This is a genomic window from Anabaena catenula FACHB-362, assembly GCF_014698735.1.
GTDB classification, from domain to species: domain Bacteria; phylum Cyanobacteriota; class Cyanobacteriia; order Cyanobacteriales; family Nostocaceae; genus Anabaena; species Anabaena variabilis_A.
Map to the genome: position 1 here is coordinate 244,326 of NZ_JACJTQ010000002.1, position 21,598 is coordinate 265,923.

Annotated in this window: 24 protein-coding genes; 10 read left to right on the forward strand and 14 right to left on the reverse strand. The window is 37.3% G+C overall.

Annotation, left to right across the window (positions count from 1 at the left end):
• The first annotated feature begins 126 nt into the window (after positions 1-126).
• Complete coding sequence (locus H6G68_RS03040; RefSeq protein ID WP_190905290.1) at positions 127-1,926, forward strand: DUF262 domain-containing protein; 1,800 nt, start codon at positions 127-129, stop codon at positions 1,924-1,926.
• A 184-nt stretch (positions 1,927-2,110) separates the two neighbouring features.
• Here H6G68_RS03040 and H6G68_RS03045 read toward each other — a convergent pair whose 3' ends face one another.
• The 5 genes from H6G68_RS03045 to H6G68_RS03065 all read right to left on the reverse strand — a co-directional run bounded on the left by H6G68_RS03045 (position 2,111) and on the right by H6G68_RS03065 (position 5,575).
• Positions 2,111-3,025 carry a methylenetetrahydrofolate reductase gene (locus H6G68_RS03045; RefSeq protein WP_190905291.1) on the reverse strand — a complete coding sequence of 305 codons (915 nt, stop codon included), beginning with the start codon at positions 3,023-3,025 and terminating at the stop codon, positions 2,111-2,113.
• A 59-nt stretch (positions 3,026-3,084) separates the two neighbouring features.
• Entirely contained in the window at positions 3,085-4,092 is a 1,008-nt protein-coding gene (gene trpS / locus H6G68_RS03050) for a tryptophan--tRNA ligase (protein ID WP_127056035.1), read from the reverse strand.
• A 207-nt stretch (positions 4,093-4,299) separates the two neighbouring features.
• On the reverse strand, positions 4,300-4,656 hold the full coding sequence (locus H6G68_RS03055; RefSeq protein WP_190905292.1) for a tetratricopeptide repeat protein: 357 nt from the start codon (positions 4,654-4,656) through the stop codon (positions 4,300-4,302).
• A 327-nt stretch (positions 4,657-4,983) separates the two neighbouring features.
• The gene (locus H6G68_RS03060) at positions 4,984-5,430 is read right to left on the reverse strand and encodes a tetratricopeptide repeat protein (protein WP_190905293.1); all 447 of its coding nucleotides are present in this window, start codon (positions 5,428-5,430) and stop codon (positions 4,984-4,986) included.
• Positions 5,423-5,575 carry a hypothetical protein gene (locus tag H6G68_RS03065; RefSeq protein WP_190905294.1) on the reverse strand — a complete coding sequence of 51 codons (153 nt, stop codon included), beginning with the start codon at positions 5,573-5,575 and terminating at the stop codon, positions 5,423-5,425. Before H6G68_RS03065 ends, H6G68_RS03060 begins: the two co-directional genes overlap by 8 nt.
• A 52-nt stretch (positions 5,576-5,627) precedes the next feature.
• Here H6G68_RS03065 and H6G68_RS03070 point away from each other — a divergent pair, with 52 nt between their 5' ends.
• Positions 5,628-6,212: a molybdenum cofactor guanylyltransferase gene (locus tag H6G68_RS03070; RefSeq protein ID WP_190905295.1), complete on the forward strand. Its 585-nt coding sequence runs from the start codon at positions 5,628-5,630 to the stop codon at positions 6,210-6,212.
• A gap of 95 nt (positions 6,213-6,307) precedes the next feature.
• Positions 6,308-7,171, forward strand: coding sequence for an ABC transporter substrate-binding protein (locus H6G68_RS03075; RefSeq protein ID WP_190905296.1), 864 nt, complete (start codon positions 6,308-6,310; stop codon positions 7,169-7,171).
• 97 nt (positions 7,172-7,268) lie between these two features.
• On the opposite strand, the gene H6G68_RS03080 is transcribed toward H6G68_RS03075, so the two are convergent.
• The 4 genes from H6G68_RS03080 to H6G68_RS03095 form a co-directional block, all read right to left on the reverse strand.
• Positions 7,269-8,216 carry an FTR1 family iron permease gene (locus H6G68_RS03080; protein WP_190905297.1) on the reverse strand — a complete coding sequence of 316 codons (948 nt, stop codon included), beginning with the start codon at positions 8,214-8,216 and terminating at the stop codon, positions 7,269-7,271.
• A 75-nt stretch (positions 8,217-8,291) separates the two neighbouring features.
• The gene (locus H6G68_RS03085) at positions 8,292-8,726 is read right to left on the reverse strand and encodes a ferritin-like domain-containing protein (protein ID WP_127056030.1); all 435 of its coding nucleotides are present in this window, start codon (positions 8,724-8,726) and stop codon (positions 8,292-8,294) included.
• A 175-nt stretch (positions 8,727-8,901) separates the two neighbouring features.
• Positions 8,902-9,942 carry a ComEA family DNA-binding protein gene (locus H6G68_RS03090; RefSeq protein WP_190905298.1) on the reverse strand — a complete coding sequence of 347 codons (1,041 nt, stop codon included), beginning with the start codon at positions 9,940-9,942 and terminating at the stop codon, positions 8,902-8,904.
• Between the two features lie 171 nt (positions 9,943-10,113).
• A complete protein-coding gene (locus H6G68_RS03095) occupies positions 10,114-11,139 on the reverse strand; it encodes a multicopper oxidase domain-containing protein (protein ID WP_190905299.1) in 1,026 nt (341 codons plus the stop codon).
• A gap of 310 nt (positions 11,140-11,449) precedes the next feature.
• On the opposite strand from H6G68_RS03095, the gene H6G68_RS03100 reads away from it, so the two are divergent.
• Positions 11,450-11,641 (forward strand): CbtB domain-containing protein, encoded by a 192-nt coding sequence (locus H6G68_RS03100; RefSeq protein ID WP_190905300.1) that lies wholly within the window; start codon positions 11,450-11,452, stop codon positions 11,639-11,641.
• A gap of 144 nt (positions 11,642-11,785) precedes the next feature.
• The gene (locus H6G68_RS03105; protein ID WP_190905301.1) at positions 11,786-12,964 is read left to right on the forward strand and encodes a hypothetical protein; all 1,179 of its coding nucleotides are present in this window, start codon (positions 11,786-11,788) and stop codon (positions 12,962-12,964) included.
• A gap of 70 nt (positions 12,965-13,034) precedes the next feature.
• Here H6G68_RS03105 and H6G68_RS03110 read toward each other — a convergent pair whose 3' ends face one another.
• The gene (locus tag H6G68_RS03110; protein ID WP_190905302.1) at positions 13,035-14,681 is read right to left on the reverse strand and encodes an ArnT family glycosyltransferase; all 1,647 of its coding nucleotides are present in this window, start codon (positions 14,679-14,681) and stop codon (positions 13,035-13,037) included.
• A 546-nt stretch (positions 14,682-15,227) separates the two neighbouring features.
• On the opposite strand from H6G68_RS03110, the gene H6G68_RS03115 reads away from it, so the two are divergent.
• The 3 genes from H6G68_RS03115 (at position 15,228) to H6G68_RS03125 (ending at position 17,461) form a co-directional block, all read left to right on the forward strand.
• A complete protein-coding gene (locus H6G68_RS03115) occupies positions 15,228-15,887 on the forward strand; it encodes a class I SAM-dependent methyltransferase (RefSeq protein WP_190905303.1) in 660 nt (219 codons plus the stop codon).
• Positions 15,888-16,016: 129 nt separating this feature from the next.
• Positions 16,017-16,526 (forward strand): hypothetical protein, encoded by a 510-nt coding sequence (locus H6G68_RS03120; RefSeq protein ID WP_190905304.1) that lies wholly within the window; start codon positions 16,017-16,019, stop codon positions 16,524-16,526.
• Positions 16,527-16,573: 47 nt separating this feature from the next.
• Complete coding sequence (locus H6G68_RS03125; protein WP_190905305.1) at positions 16,574-17,461, forward strand: hypothetical protein; 888 nt, start codon at positions 16,574-16,576, stop codon at positions 17,459-17,461.
• A 192-nt stretch (positions 17,462-17,653) separates the two neighbouring features.
• Here H6G68_RS03125 and rpsU read toward each other — a convergent pair whose 3' ends face one another.
• The 3 genes from rpsU to H6G68_RS03140 all read right to left on the reverse strand — a co-directional run bounded on the left by rpsU (position 17,654) and on the right by H6G68_RS03140 (position 19,312).
• Positions 17,654-17,848, reverse strand: coding sequence for a 30S ribosomal protein S21 (rpsU, locus tag H6G68_RS03130; RefSeq protein ID WP_013192888.1), 195 nt, complete (start codon positions 17,846-17,848; stop codon positions 17,654-17,656).
• A gap of 122 nt (positions 17,849-17,970) precedes the next feature.
• Positions 17,971-18,273: an RNA recognition motif domain-containing protein gene (locus H6G68_RS03135; protein WP_190905306.1), complete on the reverse strand. Its 303-nt coding sequence runs from the start codon at positions 18,271-18,273 to the stop codon at positions 17,971-17,973.
• Between the two features lie 178 nt (positions 18,274-18,451).
• Positions 18,452-19,312 (reverse strand): 3'(2'),5'-bisphosphate nucleotidase CysQ family protein, encoded by an 861-nt coding sequence (locus H6G68_RS03140; protein ID WP_190905307.1) that lies wholly within the window; start codon positions 19,310-19,312, stop codon positions 18,452-18,454.
• A 29-nt stretch (positions 19,313-19,341) separates the two neighbouring features.
• Here H6G68_RS03140 and H6G68_RS03145 point away from each other — a divergent pair, with 29 nt between their 5' ends.
• On the forward strand, positions 19,342-19,977 hold the full coding sequence (locus H6G68_RS03145; protein ID WP_190905308.1) for a YdcF family protein: 636 nt from the start codon (positions 19,342-19,344) through the stop codon (positions 19,975-19,977).
• A gap of 233 nt (positions 19,978-20,210) precedes the next feature.
• On the opposite strand, the gene H6G68_RS03150 is transcribed toward H6G68_RS03145, so the two are convergent.
• Positions 20,211-21,068 (reverse strand): sugar kinase, encoded by an 858-nt coding sequence (locus H6G68_RS03150; protein ID WP_190905309.1) that lies wholly within the window; start codon positions 21,066-21,068, stop codon positions 20,211-20,213.
• A 49-nt stretch (positions 21,069-21,117) separates the two neighbouring features.
• Between H6G68_RS03150 and H6G68_RS03155 the strand changes: the two genes are divergently transcribed.
• The gene (locus tag H6G68_RS03155; RefSeq protein WP_190905310.1) at positions 21,118-21,552 is read left to right on the forward strand and encodes a DUF29 domain-containing protein; all 435 of its coding nucleotides are present in this window, start codon (positions 21,118-21,120) and stop codon (positions 21,550-21,552) included.
• The last annotated feature ends 46 nt before the right edge of the window (positions 21,553-21,598 follow it).

The window sequence follows — 21,598 nt, forward strand, 5'->3', positions numbered from 1 at the left end:
TTGCAAGAGAAAGAAGAAACGATCTCTCATACTGAAGCAGTGTATGTAGTATAATTTTATGATGGATCTTTAAAGCCTCACTTCCCTAATCGAAATTCATTATTTAAGATAATTCAAAAAAAACTTATGTCTACTATTCCTACTATTGAATCAAGAAACCTCAGTCTTTCAACAATCTTTCAGGATTTCTATATTGTCCCAGATTTTCAACGTGAATATGTCTGGCAAAAAGATCAGGTTCAAAAATTACTTGAAGATTTATTTGAAGGATTAGGTCTAGACGAAGGAGATACAACTTTATCCGAGTATTTTTTAGGTTCGATTGTTGTATATCCAGATTCTACTGATGATAAACAAACTTTTCAATTAATAGATGGTCAACAAAGACTCACTACTATATATCTGATATTTTGTGTCATTAGAGATTCTATTAAAAAACTGGGTGATAATTCAAAAGCGATAGAAGGTTATTTACAAGGTACTACTCAAAGTACAGACACAGGCGAAGATATTGACAAACCTCGATTAAGTCTTCAATATGATAGCTTTGGGCAAAAAGTGATTAATGATTATATATTAGATGGACAAGAACCTGAGAAGTTATTACTACAATCTTCAGCGTCTGCTGATAATATAGCGAAAGCATGGAAAGTGATTAAAAAATATTTTTCAGAGAATTTAGAAGAAGATATTAAATTATATAAAAAAGTTTCGACAGCTATCGCCAACCGAACTAAATTAATTAGAATTGAAACCCCTAATTTAACAAATGCTTTAAAGGTTTTTGAAACAATTAATGAAAGAGGTATAGGATTAACTCCTGTTGATTTATTAAAAAATTACCTATTCATTCATACGGCGAAAGAACAGGCAAGAGACCGCCATTGGCAAGCTTTAACGAAAAAGTGGGAAGAACTTTTAAAATTACTATATGAAAATAAACAACAACCTTTACAATTTTTACGATATTATTTGATGTCTCATTACGAGGTTGACTTATCAAATAGTTTTCCAGAAGAAGAAATTTACGATTGGTTTCTTAAATATGGAGAACAACAAGGTATTCAAAGTAATCCCGTGAAATTTCTCGATGATCTTATTTTAGCTGCTGATCACTATTGTAAATTTAGTCAGGGAAAAAATATTGATGGATCAGATAATTTACATTTAAAAGCTATTGGTAAAATCCAAGGTAGAGTCAAAGCTCATTTACTATTATTGCTAGGAGGACATTTTTTAGAAAAAGCTATTTTTGAAAAACTATCATATTATATTGAAAACTTATTTTTTATTATTTCTATTACTAGAAAAACTAGGCGAAAAGACTTTAATATTACTAGAGAATTTGCTATTTGGTCAAGGGAATTAAGATGTGTGAAAACTATTGAAAATCTAGATGATTTTGTTGATAAATATTTTATCCCTCAAATCACAGAATTGAAAGACGAATTTCAACAATCTGTAAGCCAAACTTCTGGATCAAATTTAGCGAAGTATCGGTTACGTTATTTATTAGCTAAAATAACTCAATATGTTGAAAAAGAAGCCTTCGGTCACTCTGAATCTCTAGATTTTTACTTAGATAAATCAATCACTATTGAACATATTTTACCTCAAGCTAAACAAGATTCTTATTCTAGTAAACTCGGTAATTTGACTTTATTAGAAAAAACTATAAATAGTTCTATTTCTGATAAAAACTATCAAAATAAACTATTGGGATATCAACAATCGAAAATATTGATTACTCGTTCCTTGGCTGAAAAACCTCATGTTGGTAATAATACACAAATAAATCGTGCAATGGTTAATCTTGGCCTAATTCATTTTGGAATGTGGGATTATGAAGCTATTAATAAACGTCAAGAAATTTTAGTTAATATCGCTATGAAAGTTTGGGGACTAGACAGACTAGACATCTTTTAGATGTGAAAACTTCAAGTTGATATTAAGATGGAACATTTATCACCCATCAAATCTATTTCTTATATCAATATAAGAGACATCGACCTTTCTTTAAATATGCGTGATGTCAAAATCCTTGTAGAGACGTTCCATGGAACGTCTCTACTAAATTCATACTTTAATTATGCAACACCGCTTTTTCCTTCTAACTAACCTTTCCCACTCCTGCTAAATCCAAAATTGGCGCAATCAAATCTTCCCGCTTCACCGCCATCAGATGCACACCCTGACACAATCCCCGCGCAATCTGCACTTGTTCCGCTGCAATTTTCATCCCTTCTTGTAACGGCTGTTTCGCTTTTGCTAACCTATCAATAATGTGTTCAGGAATATTCACACCTGGAACCGCTTTATTAATAAACTGGGCATTTTTTGCTGATTTCAACAGAAAAATTCCCGCCAAAATTGGTTTATTGTAACTAGAGGCAATTTTATCCATGAACTTTTCTAATCTTTCAAAATCAGTAATTAATTGACTTTGAAAAAATTGCGCCCCTGCTTCTATCTTCTTTTCAAACCGACTTTGCAAACCTGACCAACTTTTAGATTGAGGATCTACCGCTGCACCTGCAAATAAATCTAATGCACCATCATTGAGGAGTTTTTCATTAAAATCAACACCCTGATTCATCTTCCTAATTAACTGCAATAACCGCACAGCTTCTAAATCAAAAACGGCTTTAGCATCAGGATGATCACCGGCTTTTACAGGGTCGCCAGTTAAAGCTAAAATGTTGCGGATACCCAAAGCATGAGCGCCCATCAAATCTGCTTGTATTCCAATTCTATTGCGATCGCGGCAAGCAACTTGGCAAATCGGCTCAATTCCATTCTGCAATAAAATCACCGACGCTGCCAACGAAGACATTCCCAACACAGCGCGGCTACCATCGGTAATATTGACAGCATGAACCCTTCCCTTAAGAGTCGCCGCCATTTCGATTGTATGGGTGGGATTTCCGCCCTTCGGAGGTGCAACTTCGGCGGTAATTAAAAATTCACCCGCAAGGGCTGCTTTACGGAAGTTATTAAAAGCACTGGAGCTATGGGTATCCGGCATAACATTAAATTTTCGGTTTTCTAATAGGGTAAAACACATTACACCTAAAAGCCTAAACCTTAGAGAGGAACAGAGAAACCCAAAGCAGCTTTGACTTGCATTAGAGTCTGATTAGCTATAGCCTCCGCTTTCTCCCTACCATCTCGCAAAACTGACTCTAAATAACCTTTATCCGCCATTACTTCCTGATATTTTTCTTGAATTGGTTTTAAAGCATTAATCGCCGTTTCTGTCAACAAAGGTTTGAATTGTCCCCAACCCATATCTGCACATTCAACCGCTACCTCTTCCTTGGTTTTTCCAGCCAGTAGGGTATAGAGAGTTAATAAATTATGACATTCTGGACGTTCTGAGTCATCAAAAGTTAAACCCCGCACCAAATCAGTTTTACAGCGTTTAATTTTCTTGGTAATCTGATCTGGGGAATCTAAAACATTAATTCTGCTTAATTCCGAAGGATCTGATTTTGACATTTTCCTTGTTCCATCTGTCAAACTCATCACCCTTGCACCTTCTTTTCTAATCAAAGGATCTGGTAATTTTAATACAGGTGCTTTTTTCGCAAATTGGTGATTAAACCTGTTGACAATATCCCGCGTCAGTTCCAAATGTTGCTTTTGGTCTTCACCCACCGGCACTTTATCCGCTTGATAAAGCAGAATATCTGCCGCCATTAGCACAGGATAATCTAACAAACCCACACCGACATTTTCCCCTTGTTTAACGGCTTTTTCCTTAAACTGGATCATGTCTTGCAACCAGTTAAGGGGGGTAATGCAATTTAGCAACCAGGTGAGTTCACTGTGGGCGGAAACGTGAGATTGGACAAAAATGCTAGAATGACTCAAATCAATACCACAGGCTAAATAAAGAGCAGCAATGGTGTAAGTATCAGCCGCTAAAGTGGCGGGGTTGTGCGGTACAGTAATGGCGTGTAAATCCACCACACAAAAGAAATTTTCATACTGGTCTTGAATTTCTACCCAGTTGCGAATCGCACCTAAATAGTTACCCAAGTGTAAGTTACCAGTTGGTTGAACTCCCGACAGAACGCGCTGCTTACCCATAATTTTTCAGTTAACGAAGCTAATACCCCGACTATGTTACAGCTATTTTCAGGTAAATAAACCACATTTTTTTCTCCCGCTGAGGTACAGAGAGAAATCAACAGTGTGGTCTAAATACATGAAAACTGCTGCAATTTGACAGTTCCAAAAATGTAGAGGCGTTTTATGCAAAATCTCTACATTCTTGTTAAGAGATATTTATTGATGTTAACGCAACTGTGATAACAAGGTTTTTATCTTGGGAGTAGATAGCAATTTCTGAGCATCAGTAATTATGCTTTGACCCCAAAGATTCTTTCTCATACAATGAAAATCAGCAAAGTTTTTATCTAACTTTAATGCAGTTTCTGCTAATTTATAAGCCTGTTGTTGTTCTCCTTTAACATACAAAGCTACAGCTAAAGCCAAGGTGGCTTCAGCAGATTGATTGTTAATTTTTATGGCTTGTTGCCATTTTTGAATGGCTGTTTCCTTGTCTCCCTGTTCATATTTGATGAAGGCTATATTATTAATAGCTGCTAAGTTGTTGACATCTATAGCAACTGCTTGATTATAATTGGACATAGAGTTTATACCGTTTCCTAGTGGATGATAGTTAATACATCTACTGGGGTAAGCATCCGTAAAATATTGATGATTTTTTTGTCAGATATGGCTTACGCCTCCCGTAAGGGATACAGGATATCGAGGATTTGAGGATTTACAGGATGCGGGATAGTTGTGATGTTGATGGGATTTTAATTGTCTGAATCAGGATATCCAGGATTTAAGGATTTACAGGATGTTTGATAGTTGTGATGTTGATGGGATTAAAATCCTGAAAATTGTTTACTGATGTTTTAAATCGCCCACTTGTTAAAAAAAATCGGGGATATGAGATGTATATTGATATTACCGCAACTGTGATAACAAGGTTTTCATCTGGGGAGTTGATAGCATTTTCTGAGCATCGCTTATGATTTTATCCCCCCAAAGATTCTTTTTCATAAAGTTGACATCGGCAAAGTTTTTATCTAACTTTAATGCCGTTTCTGCTAACTGATAAGCTTGTTGTTGTTCCCCTTTACCATACAAAGCCACAGCTAAAGCTAACATGGGTTCAGCGACTTTATTGTTAATTTTAAACGCTTGTTGCCATTGTTTAATGGCTGTTTCTATGTCTCCTTTTTCATATTTAATGAAGCCTATATTATTAACTGCAGCTAAACTATTAGCATCTTTAGCAACTGCTTGATTATATTCAGACATAGCGGCTGTGTAGTTTCCTTGTTGATGATAAACAACCCCTCGTCCAGCATAATCTCGATTAATAGCAATAGCTTTGTTATAATTATCCAATGCTAATCGCAAACACTCGATAACCCACCTTTGCTGCACCAGAACGAGCTAAACTCAGATGTGGTAAATTTTTGCGGTTTTGGATTTTTAACGCTGCTAAATCCACACCACCCCTAGCAAAACCAATCACATCCTTATTTGACAATAATTTTGTGACACTTTTTGTTTACGGACGTAGCAAAAAATATTTTGTTCCTATGATTAATTTAACCGCCATAGTCTTAGCAGGAGGCAAAAGTTCTCGTATGGGTGAGGATAAAGCCTTAATTCCCATTCAGGGAATACCCTTATTGCCAAGAATTTGCAATGTCGCCAAAAGTTGCACCGATACCATATATATAGTCACACCTTGGCCAGAACGATATCAACACTTGCCGTTGCCTCGATGTGAATTTATACAAGAAAACCCCAGCGACACACAAGGCCCCCTAGTAGGTTTTGCACAAGGACTGGAGAAAGTCAAAACAGAATGGGTATTATTATTAGCTTGTGACTTACCGAACTTGCGAGTTGAAGTGTTGCAAGATTGGGTGAAAAGACTAGATTCTGTAGAAGAAGAAAATATTGCCTATTTAGTAAAAAATCCTCAAGGTTGGGAACCACTTTGTGGTTTTTATCGCAGTCGTTGTTTACCCCTACTATTAGATTTTATCAACCAAGGAGGACGCTCATTTCAAAAGTGGCTGAAACAATATCCAGTAAAAGTTTTACCCTTATCAGAACCTGATATCCTCTTTAACTGCAACACCCCAGAAGATGTACAGCAACTTTTAGTTAATTAAGCCATAATAAAAACAAACTCATCTCTTCCTCACCTCTTAACCTCCGCGTCCCTCCGCGTTACCTCCGCGTTCCTCTGCGTTAAAAAAAATTAATTATGCCTTGGATATCATCTGCAATAACACTCATCTTAACTCTCTTCTTATTCTCCTGTACCACAGCAACAACTCAAATATCGCCACAAAAATCCAACATAACATCAGCCACAAGAGTTGTTTCTCTTTCCTCTCTCGCAGCTGATATTATCTTGCAGTTAGATAAAAGTAAACTTGTCGGAATTACTGGTAGTAGCTTATTTAAAAATGACTCCAACTTTGAAAATATTCCCCGTGTTAGCGAAGGTCAAAGTCCGCCAAATTTAGAAAAAATTGTTTCTTTAAAACCAGATTTAGTGATTGGTACAACTGGGTTTTCTGACGTACCCATGCAAAAACTTAAACAGCTAGGAATACCCACTTTATCTACTCAAATAAATAGCTGGAAATCTTTAGAAGAACTAACTAAAACACTGGCTCAAGCAATTGATGTAGATCCTCAACCGTTATTAAATCGCTACAAAACCCTTTTACCTAATAACCCAACTCAAAATCCTTCTACTTTAGTTTTAGTTAGTCGCCAACCGATTTTAACACCAAATAAAAATAGTTGGGCAGGTGATTTAATTGCCAGATTTGGAGCTAAAAATATAGCTGCTGAATTACAAGGTAACAGTCCCATTGGTGGGTATGTGACACTTTCAGCAGAGAAAGTTTTAGAGTCAAATCCAGAAGTTTTAATAGTCGTTAATGCCGAACCAACCTTATTAGATTCCTTAAAAAAAGAACCGTTTTGGCAGAAACTACAAGCTACTAAAAATAACCGAGTTTATGTTTTTGATTATTATGGACTGGTAAATCCAGGTAGCTTAAATGCGATTGAGAAAGCTTCTGAGCAGTTGAATAAAGCTTTATTAGTAAAATAATTAAAAGTTTGTAGTCAGGGCTACAGCCCTACTTTTGTACAGACGTTCCACCGGAACGTCTCTACCTCTTAATTCTGCTGTATCTATCTCTGCGGTTTTATTTTTGAGCAATTGCAACACGTTTTTGATTTGGACTCTTTCCACCAGTGATGCTGCGGAAATACAAACCACCAATACTTAGTAGAAACAGTAAATAGCCAACAGCTTGTACTAGATAGAGGTTGTCTCTATAACCAAATAAAGATTTGAGAATGATGCCAGGAAATTGTTCATCAGGCAAAATTTTCTTAGTATTCCAAACCATTGGCCCTAAGATGCAAGAATGAACTCTAGTAAAGTGTTCATAATAAAAACAAAGGTTTTCGGAAGCACGATTGCTGAGAGCAAGGTTAGCTGTAGCATCATCAAAATGTTGTAAAGCTGAAACTACTAATCCAGCGACAATTAAAACTAATAAAACGCCCATGACTTGGAAAAATTGGCGGATATTAATTTTCACACCCCATTTAAATAATAAAACACCAATTGCGGCAGCGGCGGCTAAACCACCAAGTGCGCCCAAAGTAGGTAATAAACCTTGTTGAAAATTGGCTGCTACAAAGAGGACAGTTTCAAAACCTTCACGCACAACAGCAACTAAAATTAAACTAAAAACGCCCCAACCTGCATTTGAGTTTTGTGTTAGTGCTTCGGTGACGGCTCCCTCAACTTGCGCTTTCATAAATCTGGCTTGCTTAGTCATCCAGATTAGCATCCAACTGAGCATGACTATTGCTAACAGACTAAACACACCTTCTAAAATGGGTTCAACTACAGAGGTGTATTGAGGATTAATAGATCCTAAGAATTTAATGATTCCACTAAATAAAACACCGATTAAAGCACTAACAATAATACCAACACCAACACCAGCATATACCCAAGAATTAAGTCGAGATTGTTTAGCTTTTTTTAATAAAGCCAGGACAATACCCACTACAAGGGCTGCTTCTACTCCTTCTCGGAGGGTAATTACAAAAGTAGGTAAGGCAGTAGTAAAATCCATGTTCTTTTTTATTTGTCATGAGTCATTGGTCATTAGTTCAAAAATGTTTAAATTTTGACTAATGACCAGATAATATTAGCTGAAATCGCGTAACATTTTCTTCAGTTCGAGATTATGCATCTCTTCTTGTCCTATCATGCCACGGGCGAATTCTTCTAAATAGATGCTGGCATTAGTAACGGTTTCTAGGAGACTTTTGTACAAATCCAATGCTGTTTTTTCATGGGATAAGCTTTCTGTCAAAATATCTTTGACTGTGTGCTTATAAGTTTCTTCCATTGGGGTGATTTTCAGTGAGGGATGCCCTTCTAAACCTGTAAGAATTTCTCCTACTTGTTGAGCGTGGAGTAGAGATTCAGCGGCTTGGGCTTTGAAAAAAGCGACAATGGGGATGCGGTTTGGGCCTGTCACCATTAAGGAATAATGGGTGTAGCGGACTACCCCAGCTAGTTCAAATTCCATGATGGCATTGAGTAGGTCTATGGCTTTTTTTTGGTCGAGTTCTTGCATTTGTTGTTAAGTTCAGCAAAATTACAAATTGAGAGTAATTTAGTTAGGAGTTATACAGTTTTTAGGTGTTAGAAGCTGGGATTATTCTTCACTTTTAACTTTTAACTTTTCACTATTTTCTCTCTTATCAATCATTTTAATCTGCTTATTCTGTGGTTCCAATGGTGTCTGATTACTAAATTTGTGCTTTAGTGCTAGTTTTTTCTCGCACTTTTTGAGTATTTTCCTCTATGGTTTTCACCAATTTGGTAACATCTTCAGGGGTTTTGAGTGCTTGGGCGGGTGGGATAGCAGTTGGCCAAACTTTCACCAGTTCAGCCAAAGCTGTATCTATGGCTTTGTGTACTTCAGGATTTTCTTGAGCCATTTGGCTAGAAATCCCTTTATATAGTTCATTAGAGTAGACTACAAAGCCACGGGAGTCCTGATATTCAATGGGGGCGGTAATTTTGCCATTTGCAACTGCTGCACCATATTCTGAGTTAGCTGCATCTAGCAAACCACCAATTACTTGTAGCACAAAGCTCGATTTTGAAAGTTGCTCTGCGGGTAGGGCTGCGATCGCACTATCAACGGCTTGCACAGAAGTGGTAAAGTTAGTTTTTATTTTGGCATCCTTGGGATTAGATTTAATTAAGTCAGCCAAACTTACCAAGTTGCTTTTAAATTCTTTAACTTTGCGTTCATTGAGTTGTTCTTCAACATCAACATAAATTTCTTCAACTGGATGTCCAATATGAGGTTCGGCTTGTTTAGGCTGATTTTGATCTAGCAGTTCTTTGGCTACTAAAAGATGTCCCTTCATTAATCCCAGTTTGGTTATGTAATCCACATCTTTTGCTTCACCTGTAAGTACCACTTCCTGAACAGTCACCATGTCTTTAATTTGGTCAAACTGTTGTTGAGTAATTACTTTTTTGCTAACTAAATCTTCTGGACTAGCGTAGGGACGACTAGCTTGAATTTTGTTAGATAAAGCGGGAACCCCTAGTTTAGCTTCAAATTTATCCAATTCGGACAAGATAGCACTATTAATATTAATTTTGGCTTTACCACCGTGACCACTGTGGGGGTTAGTTTCCGTCACTTGGGCTGTACTTGGGACTGTACCTGGTGTTGATTTAATATCTGCTGTTGGTGTGTCGCTGGTACAAGAACTCAGGGAAAATATGGCACAAGCAGCGATAGAAAAGAAGATGTAATGGTATTTAATCATTTTTGCTCTTAGGGAATTGAATACTTTTGACAAACTTGATAGTTATTTTTTTAGTAACTCTTCTCTTCATTTTTTAGTAGTTATATACAGAAAAAATATTCATATCAGATCATAAAAATTCTTAATATATATAGATAGAAAAAATGGTTTAAAGATTTCATAACTAGGGATTTAGATTTGCTTGCGGGGGTTTTTGGAGTCTTTTTCGGCGACGACTTCAAATTGACCCATACATCCATTTTCAGCCACAGCATCCTGATGAGGATGAAACATATATTTACCCGGATACCGAAAAGCAAATTCTAAAATGTGCCTTTCTGCAACACCCATTGTTAAAACATCTGTTTTTTCACTGGGAGTCATAGTCATCCCGGAACGATAAACATCAAAGAAATTAGCGTGGAGGTGAAACGTCACAGCGGGGTCAAATTCAATAATATTCAGCACATATAACCGAATTAACTGATTTTGGTAAATTTGGATGGGATGATGCATAAAATGGTGCGGAAGACCATTAAAGGCGTAATATTCATTTCGGTTATCATCATTCACGTCATACCCAGACATGATTAAAACAATTTCATCAGCCGGAGGACGGGGTTTAGGAGGGTCAATAATAAACATTCCATACAAACCCTTAGCAATGTGACGGGTAACTGGGGCAACATGACAGTGATACAAATGAACGCCATAGGGTTCGGCATCAAATTCATAAATTGTCGCTTTACCGTTACTCACGGGACGCACCCCATCCATTTCCGAGGGATGAACGCCATGAAAATGTAGAGAATGGGAATGTCCAGCATTATTGAGAAAAAGTATTCTTACTCTTTCCCCTTGTTTTGCCCGTAGTGTTGGACCAGGAATACGCCCGTTTAAATCCCAAATGTTATAGGAGACAGCACTATTAAGCTGAATTGTGGAAGTACCAGCAATTAACTGAAATTCGCGGACTGTGCGCCCATTTTCCTGCTTAATTGTCCCATAATCAAAATCTCGTAACACCTGCATGGGGTTAGTAGCAGCATCTGATGTTGCCATTTCCATTGGTGGTACTCTGACACTGGCATGATTTTTGGTATTCAACATCTGCCAAATTGCCCCCGCACCTATGACTCCAGCACCGGCAAATCCCAGTTTCAGCAGTTGGCGACGACTCCAAATTTTATCTTTACTGAGAGTAAAGTTGTCAGACATGAGAATAATAGGGATATGCGTGGGTAAAAACTGCGAATTATGCGAATTATTTGCAATTAGCTTTATGTATAATATAAAACTTAATAATTATTGTCAATAACTTTGAAAAACTAATTTTCAGGACTATTCCTGATATATTGGTTTATTTAGCGTTGACTGGAGTACAGATGATGCTTCCTGCCTAGTAAATGAAATAAAGTGCTAGGATTTTGACAATGGCTGCTGGTGTTATCAATATCTTGTTGTCACTAAGCAGCAAAATACACTTTAATTTTGATAAATTAGCCCAACTATTTATGGGAGTTCACAAATGACTGCTTTTGCTCGTAATTCAGTATTACAAAAAACTGCGGGTATTACCCTTTCTAAGCCAGTACAGGTAACACTTTATATGATGTTATCTTCTTTAGTGATTTGGACTGTGTTTTTCTCTACATATCCCCCAGCGCATAACACAACACACTCAGCGCGTCACCATACTTTAGGTGTTGCCTGTCATTAAATTATCATAAAGTAAATTAGAATTCGGGAGTTAGGATTTAGGAGTAAACCAAACTTGGTGTTAGGCTTTTTACCTAAATTCCCAACTCCATCTACTGACTAATTGGCTGTAAAATATTCATCTGCGGTTAAGTCCTAATTTTGTATGAAAAGATATCGACTGTTTGGTGTTATCAGTGCTGCTTGTATTTGTTTATCAATTTTATATTCTTTGGTGGGGGTTTCTCAAACTCCTCAATCTCAAGTATTGCTTTCTACAAACCCACCGTTAGAAAAAATTCTTCCCTTTGAAGCTGGTACAGAAAGGGAACAATCTCCGGTTTCTTTCACATTGCAAGCTGTTGATGCTGGCGGAAAACTGTTAAAAAATGCCTTAATTAAATTACAAGTTTCGACACCTTCACGTAATCTTTTATTAACTACAGATTTTCCTATGGTTGAGGGAACTAAGTTATTAGAACTGGAGGCTGCTGCACCTAATGGTAAGTTAGAATTTCAGCAGATGTTACCAATTCGTGGTAATTATCAAATTCAAGTCAATGTTTCTCCTTTAGTTGCAAATGCTTTTGCGAGTTATCAGCAAACTTTGAATTTGAATGTTAGAGAAAATCCAGTGAAATATAAATATTTTGCTGTTGTTGCAGCAATTTTATTATCACTGGGATTGTTAGGCGGTTGGGTAATTGGTGGACAAGAGGAATTGAGAGAAGGGGAAATTGCACCGCAGTCAGTCCGGTTGTTGTTAAGTGCATTAACTGTAGTAGCAATAGTTACTCTATTATTTATTAATATCACGGCGGAAGTTGCGGAAGCTCATGGTGACGCACATTCTCATAAAAATGAGAAGATTGCCCCATCAATTAGCCAATCTCAGGGCATGGAAGTCAAGATTGCAGGGGATAAACTAGCTACTGTGGGAAAGTTGGCAAATTTAGCGGTTGAGGTCAAGGATAGCACGACAGGAGCAGCTATTAAAGATGTAGGATTACAAGTGAAAGCCATTGCTTTAGAAGATAATTTAACAGTGTTTGCTTACAATGGATTTCCTAACCAAGAAGGGAAGTTAATATGGCAAGAACAATTTTTTGATGGCGCACCACATAAGGTAGAGGTAGAAGCAATTTCTCTGCCAGAATCTAAACGTCAATTTCCAGCGATGAAAGTAGCGCAATCAGTAGAAGTTGAGGGAATTGCCCCACCAATGTATATCCGATTAATTGGTTTATTTTACTTTACAGCAATTGTGGGCATGGGAATGGCGATTGGGTTGCTAATACAGCATCGCATAGGGCAGCAAGTTAGGGGAAATTCAGCACTGAGTTAAACAACTTGCTACGTTTTCCCAAAAAAATAAAAAAAAATACAATGAACTATGCATTGATAGCAATCATTGCTCACAAAACTTGAATTAATTGATAATCTCTAATTGTGCCGATAATACGATGATGTCTAGATAAATCACCAGGTTTAGGTGTATAAATCCAAGCATAACTAAAAGCTGGTAATTGAGAAATTGAGTCTACTATTTTACCATGAATAGGGGTATAAAAGTTAATCAATACAGCTTCTTTGCCTTCTAATTTGGCAAAAAATATAGGATTGTTTTTAAGAATTGAGGCTATTTCTTGCCGTTGGAAAAAGACTCTAAAACTAGGGTTAAAATCACTTAACAACCCTAAATTACCAGCAGTAGCTATAGATAGCCAACAAGCAATTAACCAACTGGCGATCCAGTATCGAGAAGTCAGCAATTTTTGATCAAAATAGTAACGACTAATCCAAACTAAAGGCACAATTAAGCAAGCAAAACCCACAATCAAAGCGAGAATTGCATATTTGCGAATATCAATACTACCTGCTACCAAAGCTCCTATACCAGCTAAAATAGCTATACTACCTAACACACCAAAACCATAACTAAGATTCCGAGGAAGATATCTCATACTTCCAGAAAAAAGCAATATTTTTCTTTCTTCCTGTGTTGGTGTAAATTCTCTATTGTAAATTTCCCCCAGCCAATCTAAACCTACAGCCGCAAGTATAGCAATAAAGGGATAAAGGTAAAGACTGTAGTGAGATAAACGAGTAGAAAATAGACTAATTTCCGTAAATAAAGTCAGAGGAAAACCCACTAATAACAATTGGTAGCGAGGAATTGGATAACGAATTACTAAAGCTAATCCTAAAAGGCTGAAAAAGAACCAAGGAAAAGATTTTAAAGGCACATTCCAGAAATAGAAAAGTATTCCATTTCCCTGTCGTTCATTACTACCTAGTTCTACCACAAACCCCAATAATTTTCCAAAACTATCACTTCCATAACGCAGCCAATTAAACCATAACCAAATCAAAGTAGGAATTAAACCGACTAAAATTCCTAAATACAACATGGGGTTAAAAAGATGACGATGACGACGATGCTCCCCAATTAAATAAGGTAATAATGCAGTTATTGGTACAACAATCATCAAACTTCTCATTAAGAAGCCTAGGCTAAAACATAACCCAGTTATAAAAACATAAATATAGCGATTTTGTGGATATAATTCAGCTTTTAGTAACGCTATAATAGCTACGCTTACTAATAAAATTGTTGGTAAATCTGGTGTAGATAACCGACAATATTGTAGCCAGAGAACTTCTACACTCAAAATAGCAGCAGCAAGATATGCTATTTTTTGATCAAGTAAGATTTTCGCTATTTCATATATCACTAATAAGCTAAAAATTCCTGCAATCATACTAGGCAGTCGCGCACTGGTATCACTGACACCAAATAATTTATAAAAAATAGCAATTAACCAATAAAAACCAGGAGTTTTATGATGAGCATTACCCCAAGGAGCTATCCAGTCACCAGAATCAAACATCTGACGCGCTCTCCGCGCATACAGTGCTTCATCATGTGCCATGAGGCTATTTTCTCCAGAAGTAAATAGCAACAACGGAATTAGCCAAATTAATAAATTAAAATAAGGAAATCTCCTCAGCAAAAGAAGACGCTGCCAAATAGCAAGAAACAATGATGATTTGTACAACATTTTTTGAATACGAGTTGAATATTATTAGCTCTGGGTGCTTGAATTTAGTTAAGTGATGAAAATCAGTCAAGGAGGCAGGAGGACGTTCGCGCAGCGTCCCGTAGGGAAGGCAGTTTTGCTGGAGGTAATCCCCATAAATAAATTTAGGGGATTTAATATAGCATTTCCTAGTCTAATGAAATACAAAATTATCTGCGTTTATCTGCGTCCATCTGTCTTGAAAAGTTTCCTACGCCGGGAAACCCGGCTTTCCTGCGGAACGCTTACGCGAACGAGGAACTTTTCGCTGCGTTTAATTATTACTGCTTGTACCTCACTTGAATGGGAATTGCTATAAGGACGTATTTTTAAGAGCGCTGCGCGTCTCGGAAAAAATATTTTGATTTTTTGCATAAATAAATTTAGGGGCTTTAAACCCTTTTGGCAGAGGACAAAAATTGTATTTTCTGCCTTCTGCCTTCTGCCTCCTGCCCTCTGCCTTTCTTCGGTAAGTTAATATACAAAATTAGCACAATCTAGTGAAAGACTTTTCCAACATAGACATTTATGCTACTTAGACCAAATCAACGCCTTAGGTTAGATGACACCGATGATAAGTTATTTTATGACTATCCGCGCTTTGTCACCCATGTAGATGAAGGTTTTATTCAACAGTTGACAGATTTATATCGTCAGCGACTTAAACCCAACACAAGAATTTTTGATATGATGAGCAGTTGGGTGTCTCATTTACCAGCAGAAATAGAGTTTGATCATGTGGAAGGACATGGACTCAACGCTGAAGAACTTGCACGTAATCCTCGCTTAAACCATTACTTTGTGCAGAATATCAACGAGAAGCCTCAGCTACCTTTGCCTGATCAAGATTTCGATGCTGTTATCAACTGTGTTTCTGTACAGTATATGCAGTATCCAGAAGCAGTATTTACGGAAATTCACCGCATCCTTAAACCGGGTGGTGTCGCCATTATCAGCTTTTCTAACCGAATGTTCCATCAAAAGGCGATTCAGGTGTGGAGAGATGTGTCGGAAGCGTCTAGAGTCGAATTAGTTAAGCGTTACTTTGCCTCAGTACCGGGATTTACTACTCCAGAAGTGATTGTCAATCAATCAACAGCGCCGAACTTCTTACAATGGTTGGGTATACCAGGAGGAGATCCCTTCTATGCTGCGATCGCTTATCGTCATGAAGATGCGGGGAGTTAATCACAAAGCTGCCGGAAAATTGGTAATTCTCAATACAAATAATGATTAAAAAGTAAATTTTCCGGTGCAAAACCTACGGAAGCGCAGATAATTGCTTCAAACCTCTCACATTTTAAGGAGAACCCAAACGTGATTTTATCCCGTGGGCGCAGGATTTTAGCTAGTTTGTTACTGTGTGTCTTACTACTGACTACAGCTTGTTCTACAAAAGCACCTAACCGCTTTGATCAGGTACAACAGGAAAGCACCAAGCAAAAAAGTGGTCAGTCCGTTGCTGAAAATGCTACACAGGGTAGTCAATTAAACGCTTTTTTCCCTGATGGGGAAGATGGCTATGATCGAGTTTATACCCAAGAGAAAAAAGGCTTTTCGGAAGCGAATTTGAAAAAAGACGGCAAGGTAGTCGCTCAATTGGCTATTTCTGACACCACCAGCTTACCAGGAGTAGCTTCAAAATATGCCAATAGCACCAAGAAAATTGACGGCTATCCCGCAGTGGAACAGGGCAAAACCCAAACTTCTGTTTTGGTCGGTAAGTACCAAGTCAAGGTGATTTCTAAAGATCCATTATTCACTGCAAGCGATCGCGCTGACTGGATCGAGAAATTTGATCTTGATGATCTCGCTAAATTGAAATAACCCTGACTCTCTACTTCAGATAACAAACCCTCAAATAGGAGATTTTTGTGAGCAAATCTATCTTCGAGTTAGTTGATGAGCTACCAACCAGTAATTTGACTGTATCTATGCTGAGAGCCTTAGATTTTGTCGCTCCCGGTGAGTGGCAAAATACCGTCGGCTTTGTCAACACGATTAAAACTGTCACCGGTGAAGATGACGAGAGTTTAATTCAGCAAATTGGTGAACGCGCAATTTATCTATTCAACGACAAATCCCAAGGATATCAAACAGCTTTGTGGCTTTATCAAACTGTTGATGGTACAGATAAGGCTCTTGGTGCAGCCGCTTTGGCTAATAAAGTAGGTGAATCAATTCCCCTATTAGGCTTTTTAAACTCCATCACTCCCAAACCAGATAAAGCTCAAACTATTGACTTAACCTTAAAAGTAGTTGCTGAATTAGTAGCTTTTTGCCAAATAAACGGCATTCCCGGTGATAGTATTGGCGATTTTGTCGCTTCTTTAGGTGAGTATAGTGGTGAATCACTCATCCGCATGGTGGCTTTAATTTGCGTTGATGGTTTAATCCCCCTGGGACCTGATTTCATCGACAAAGCCCTATCAGGTATTAGTCGGATGAGTCCCCAGGACTTAGGACAAAACTCAACTTTCCAAAACATCAAAAATACTATTCCTGGTAATAATGATGCTGGTAAACTCAACTTTATCGGCGAAAGTTTTGATTCAGTTAAAGGTTGGATGAGTGGTATTGTGACAGCCAATAATTTAACACCACAAAAGGTTGTTGGTAACTTGCAAAATTTTGTCCAACTCGCTGATGACAAATTAGACTACCTGGCGGCCTTCCTGGATGTAGCTACAAATTACTATGAACACACTGGTACGCAAACTTTAGCTCGGCGTTTAATTGAACGCGCAGTGGCGGAAATTTAGCCTAACTCTGCCTAAATACAACTTGTAGTAGTGCCGCAAATAAACACAGCACTACTACAAACAGGTTTCTATTAATTTCTGCGAGCTATTTGCGGCTGTTAGGAAACATCACCACAAATAACAGAAGTTAAGGGGAATAATGAAGAGATGCTGACTGGATTTACAGCCGCAATAGACATTACTCTGAAGTTATTACTTGAAGCGAGAACGTTGTTGACGACGTTGCTTGTGTCTAGCGATTGCTTTACGCTTCTCTTTCTCTAAAGGTGTTTCAAAATGGCGATTCTTCCGCATATCTTGGAAAATTCCGGCTTTAGAAACTTCACGTTTAAATCTCCGTAAAGCTGATTCAATACCTTCATTCTCCCCCAAAACTACTTGCGTCATTCTCATTCCTCCTATTGTGGGTGAATATATACTATACTAGAGTTAAAAAAATATATCAGCAGAGTTGACTTTTTGGATTTATCTACTGGCGACTCTAGGTTTAAAAATTTTTCAGAACAGGATTAATAACGGCGATTATCACGATCATTATTACCCCAGCTACCACGCGAAGGACTTCTTTCTTCACGGGGTTTAGCTTTATTTACCCTTAAAGCACGACCCATCCATTCAGCGCCATCAAGTGCTTCAATGGCTTTGGTTTCTTGGTCATCACCTTCCATTTCCACGAAAGCAAAACCACGTGGTCTTCCTGTTTCCCTATCAGTGGGTAACTGCACACGATTGACCTTCCCATACTCAGAAAAAGCCAATTTCAGGTCTTCTTCTGTAACCTGATAGGACAGATTTCCAACGTAAATCGACATAGTAACAGGCTGTCTCCCAAATCAAATAGTGTAGAAAGTTAGATTCGGAGAGACTCATTTATAAAGAAATTAAAACGACTTACTCAACCGAAAATAATCCTTACATCCTACACTATAGCATAGCCTTTGTATATGAACTCATAACGAGTAACATTTTTAGAAAAACTCATAGACTTATTCAAGGCACATCTGAGGCAAACTCTGCTAAGGTTTGTGCTGATTTCTGACACAATATCTGATGATGTTGAGAACTACTAGCCAGCAAACCGCCCCATTGACTAATATCACCTGTGTTATACTTTAACGGCGTGCCATCAAAGTGCGTAAATTTACCACCAGCTTCTGTTAAAATTAGTTCAGGTGCAGCTATATCCCAATCTTTGGGTGCAGATTTACCAGAAAGAGAAATGTAAATATCTGCTTCTTGTTCAAGAATAGCGGCAATTTTACAGCCGACACTACCAATGGCTTTTTGATTTTGACAGGGTAGATTTTTCAGGAGATGTTCTAATCTTTCATTGCGGTGAGAACGACTGACAACTAAGGTTAAATCTTCGATTGGTTTATTTTCATCTACTTTTAAGGGAACAGAACCATTAACGGTTTCCACAAAAGTACCGCCACCTTTGGTAGCATAATATAACTTTTCCGCTTCTGGTATGGTCACCACTGCTAAAACTGGACTTGTTCCTTGAACTAAAGCAATGTGAATTGCATATTCACCAGTTTTGTTGATAAAGTCTCTTGTACCATCTAAAGGATCAATTATCCAAACCCATTCACAAGGATTTTTACCCTGTTGAGATTTATAGGTTTCTTCACTAATATAGCCAAATTCTTCATTACCTAAAGCTGCTTGTAGCTTGTCTAAAATATATTGACTAACGGCTACATCCGCAACAGTTACAGGCTCATTTTGTTTATATTGTACGTCTAAGTTTCCGTCTTCGACAGTTCCGTGATAATAAGAACGCAGTAATTTAGCTGCACCCCAACCTATTTCACGAGTAATTTTTAGTATTTCTTCTAAGTTTGGCATTCTTTTGATTTTGGTAAAGTATAGATTTTATGAAAAGCTCACGTAAAGGGGTAAAGGCGCAAAGCTACAGTAAGGTTACAAAAAATAAGTTAGTTTTGGTAATTTTATCCTTAATCTCTGCCTTATTGATTGCGATCGCCTCTACAGCTACTAATATATATTTTTATGGTAACAATTATACTCCTATTCAGGCAGATGCCGCAATTGTTTTAGGTGCCGCAGTTTGGGGAAAACAACCATCTCCTGTGTTTCGAGAACGCATTAACCACGCTATTAATTTATATCAAAACGGTTATGTCCGCACTCTCATTTTTACAGGTGGAGTTGGTAATGGTGATGAAATAGCAGAAGCGCTAGTTGGTAAACTCTATGCTGTCAGCAAAGGTGTAAAATCATCTGATATTCTCATAGAAACTACGTCTCGAACTACTTCCCAAAATCTACAAAATGCTTCAGAATTAGTTGCAAATTACCAATTTAAAAAAATTCTCATTGTTAGTGATCCATTACATTTAAAACGTGCCGTTTTAATGGCCAGAAATTTAGGTTTAGATGCCCAAGCATCTCCCACACCAACTACCCGCTATCAAAGTTTAAATAGTCAGTTGCCTTTTTTGATGAGAGAAACTTATTTCTATTTTGTTTATTTGTTATTTAAAATCTAATTTTTAAATCTACAGCAGTCCTAAATGAGTTGTAAAAAAATCTATTCCCTATTCCCTATCAATACTTGTCGGTTAAGCTAAAAACATTAAATCAGGTAGTAAACCCAACATTTACGAACTTTTGTTGGGTTGCGCTGTCGCTTAACCCAACCTACAAAAACTCTTAACCGAACAGTATTGTATTCCCTATTCCCTGGTACCACGAGTGGTTTATAAATCAAATAGTATTGCTTTTAATTTTCCATCCAACGGCGTGTACCAAAATATTTACAAGCTTCAGCCGCAATATTACTAGCTAATTCTAGAGATTGCTGGAAATTAGATTGTAAAATGTAATGACAAAATGCACCATGAAAAATATCTCCTGCACCTAATGTATCAACGGTTTTAATTTTCGCTATATCGATTAAACCTCTTTTTTGATTACTTAAATATTCTATCGATTTTTCTCCTTTAGTAATGGCAATATGGGGAATGTTAAAATTCTGAAGATAGATAAAAACATCTTCTTGATTTTTGCAGCCTGGAGGATAAAAGTTAGCGGAACAAATTGCATAATCTACAAAAGGCAAGATTTCCTCAAATCCGGGTTTCCAACTTCCACCGTCAATCACAACGGGGATATTTTTGTTTTTAGCTGTTTCGGCAATGATTTTACTAACTGCCATTTGATGTCCATCGATAAGTATGATATCAATGTTTTGTAAAATATTTGTTGGAGTCGAGGTAATATTAGCCTGAGTTTTCACTGCATTAATAGAAATGACTGCCCTTTCCCCAGTGCTTTGGGTGACAATAATAGAAGAAACTGGTGGTGGTGTATCTTTGCTGGAGTCTAAGTCAATAATTGCAACTTGATAATTTCCTAAATCGGTGCGAATTAGCTGCGTCATTGGGTGAGAACCTAGCACAGTTAAGAGTTGAGCTTGATTACCTAAATGACTAAAAGTAACAGCCGCATTTGTTGCTGGGCCACCTGCTGCTACAGTATAGTCAGTAGCAACAAGCTTTTGATTATTTTTGGGGGGAGAGTCGGCCAGATAAATTAAATCTAAGGTGACTAAACCTACAAATAAGGCAAAATTGGTCATTTGTAATTGGTAACTTGATCTAATTATTAAATGAATTATAGGAGAATCTATGAGTCTAACTACCCATGATCATGATTTTTATGCTTGGACACAAGAACAAGCGCATTTGCTAAGAACTAGACAATTTAATCAAATTGATTTTGATCATATTGCAGAAGAAATTGAAGACATGGGACGTTCTGAAAAACGAGAATTAGAAAGCCGATTAGAATTATTAATTATGCATTTACTCAAATGGCAATTTCAGCCTAACTTACGTTCTCGCAGTTGGCAATTAACTATCAAGGAGCAACGCTTACGCTTAGAAAAACTCCTGGTAGAAAACCCCAGTCTGAGAGGATGTTTAGCTGATTCCCTAGAAAAAATTTATCAACTTGCTATTATTAGTGCCGAACGAGAAACGGGATTGTCTTCATTTCCTGAAACTTGTCCTTACAGCTTAACAGAAATTTTTACACTTGAATTTTTACCCACTGATATATAATAAAACTTATAAGATTAGAAGTCGTTTCTTTCTGGAGAGCAACAAA

Excerpts from the sequence above, each read along its gene's own strand:
- H6G68_RS03040 (WP_190905290.1), top strand. The coding sequence starts at position 127 with ATGTCTACTATTCCTACTATTGAATCAAGAAACCTCAGTCTTTCAACA.
- H6G68_RS03045 (WP_190905291.1), bottom strand. The coding sequence starts at position 3,025 with ATGCCGGATACCCATAGCTCCAGTGCTTTTAATAACTTCCGTAAAGCA.
- trpS (WP_127056035.1), bottom strand. The coding sequence starts at position 4,092 with ATGGGTAAGCAGCGCGTTCTGTCGGGAGTTCAACCAACTGGTAACTTA.
- H6G68_RS03055 (WP_190905292.1), bottom strand. The coding sequence starts at position 4,656 with ATGTCCAATTATAATCAAGCAGTTGCTATAGATGTCAACAACTTAGCA.
- H6G68_RS03070 (WP_190905295.1), top strand. The coding sequence starts at position 5,628 with ATGATTAATTTAACCGCCATAGTCTTAGCAGGAGGCAAAAGTTCTCGT.
- H6G68_RS03075 (WP_190905296.1), top strand. The coding sequence starts at position 6,308 with ATGCCTTGGATATCATCTGCAATAACACTCATCTTAACTCTCTTCTTA.
- H6G68_RS03080 (WP_190905297.1), bottom strand. The coding sequence starts at position 8,216 with ATGGATTTTACTACTGCCTTACCTACTTTTGTAATTACCCTCCGAGAA.
- H6G68_RS03085 (WP_127056030.1), bottom strand. The coding sequence starts at position 8,726 with ATGCAAGAACTCGACCAAAAAAAAGCCATAGACCTACTCAATGCCATC.
- H6G68_RS03090 (WP_190905298.1), bottom strand. The coding sequence starts at position 9,942 with ATGATTAAATACCATTACATCTTCTTTTCTATCGCTGCTTGTGCCATA.
- H6G68_RS03095 (WP_190905299.1), bottom strand. The coding sequence starts at position 11,139 with ATGTCTGACAACTTTACTCTCAGTAAAGATAAAATTTGGAGTCGTCGC.
- H6G68_RS03100 (WP_190905300.1), top strand. The coding sequence starts at position 11,450 with ATGACTGCTTTTGCTCGTAATTCAGTATTACAAAAAACTGCGGGTATT.
- H6G68_RS03105 (WP_190905301.1), top strand. The coding sequence starts at position 11,786 with ATGAAAAGATATCGACTGTTTGGTGTTATCAGTGCTGCTTGTATTTGT.
- H6G68_RS03110 (WP_190905302.1), bottom strand. The coding sequence starts at position 14,681 with ATGTTGTACAAATCATCATTGTTTCTTGCTATTTGGCAGCGTCTTCTT.
- H6G68_RS03115 (WP_190905303.1), top strand. The coding sequence starts at position 15,228 with ATGCTACTTAGACCAAATCAACGCCTTAGGTTAGATGACACCGATGAT.
- rpsU (WP_013192888.1), bottom strand. The coding sequence starts at position 17,848 with ATGACGCAAGTAGTTTTGGGGGAGAATGAAGGTATTGAATCAGCTTTA.
- H6G68_RS03135 (WP_190905306.1), bottom strand. The coding sequence starts at position 18,273 with ATGTCGATTTACGTTGGAAATCTGTCCTATCAGGTTACAGAAGAAGAC.
- H6G68_RS03140 (WP_190905307.1), bottom strand. The coding sequence starts at position 19,312 with ATGCCAAACTTAGAAGAAATACTAAAAATTACTCGTGAAATAGGTTGG.
- H6G68_RS03145 (WP_190905308.1), top strand. The coding sequence starts at position 19,342 with ATGAAAAGCTCACGTAAAGGGGTAAAGGCGCAAAGCTACAGTAAGGTT.
- H6G68_RS03150 (WP_190905309.1), bottom strand. The coding sequence starts at position 21,068 with ATGACCAATTTTGCCTTATTTGTAGGTTTAGTCACCTTAGATTTAATT.
- H6G68_RS03155 (WP_190905310.1), top strand. The coding sequence starts at position 21,118 with ATGAGTCTAACTACCCATGATCATGATTTTTATGCTTGGACACAAGAA.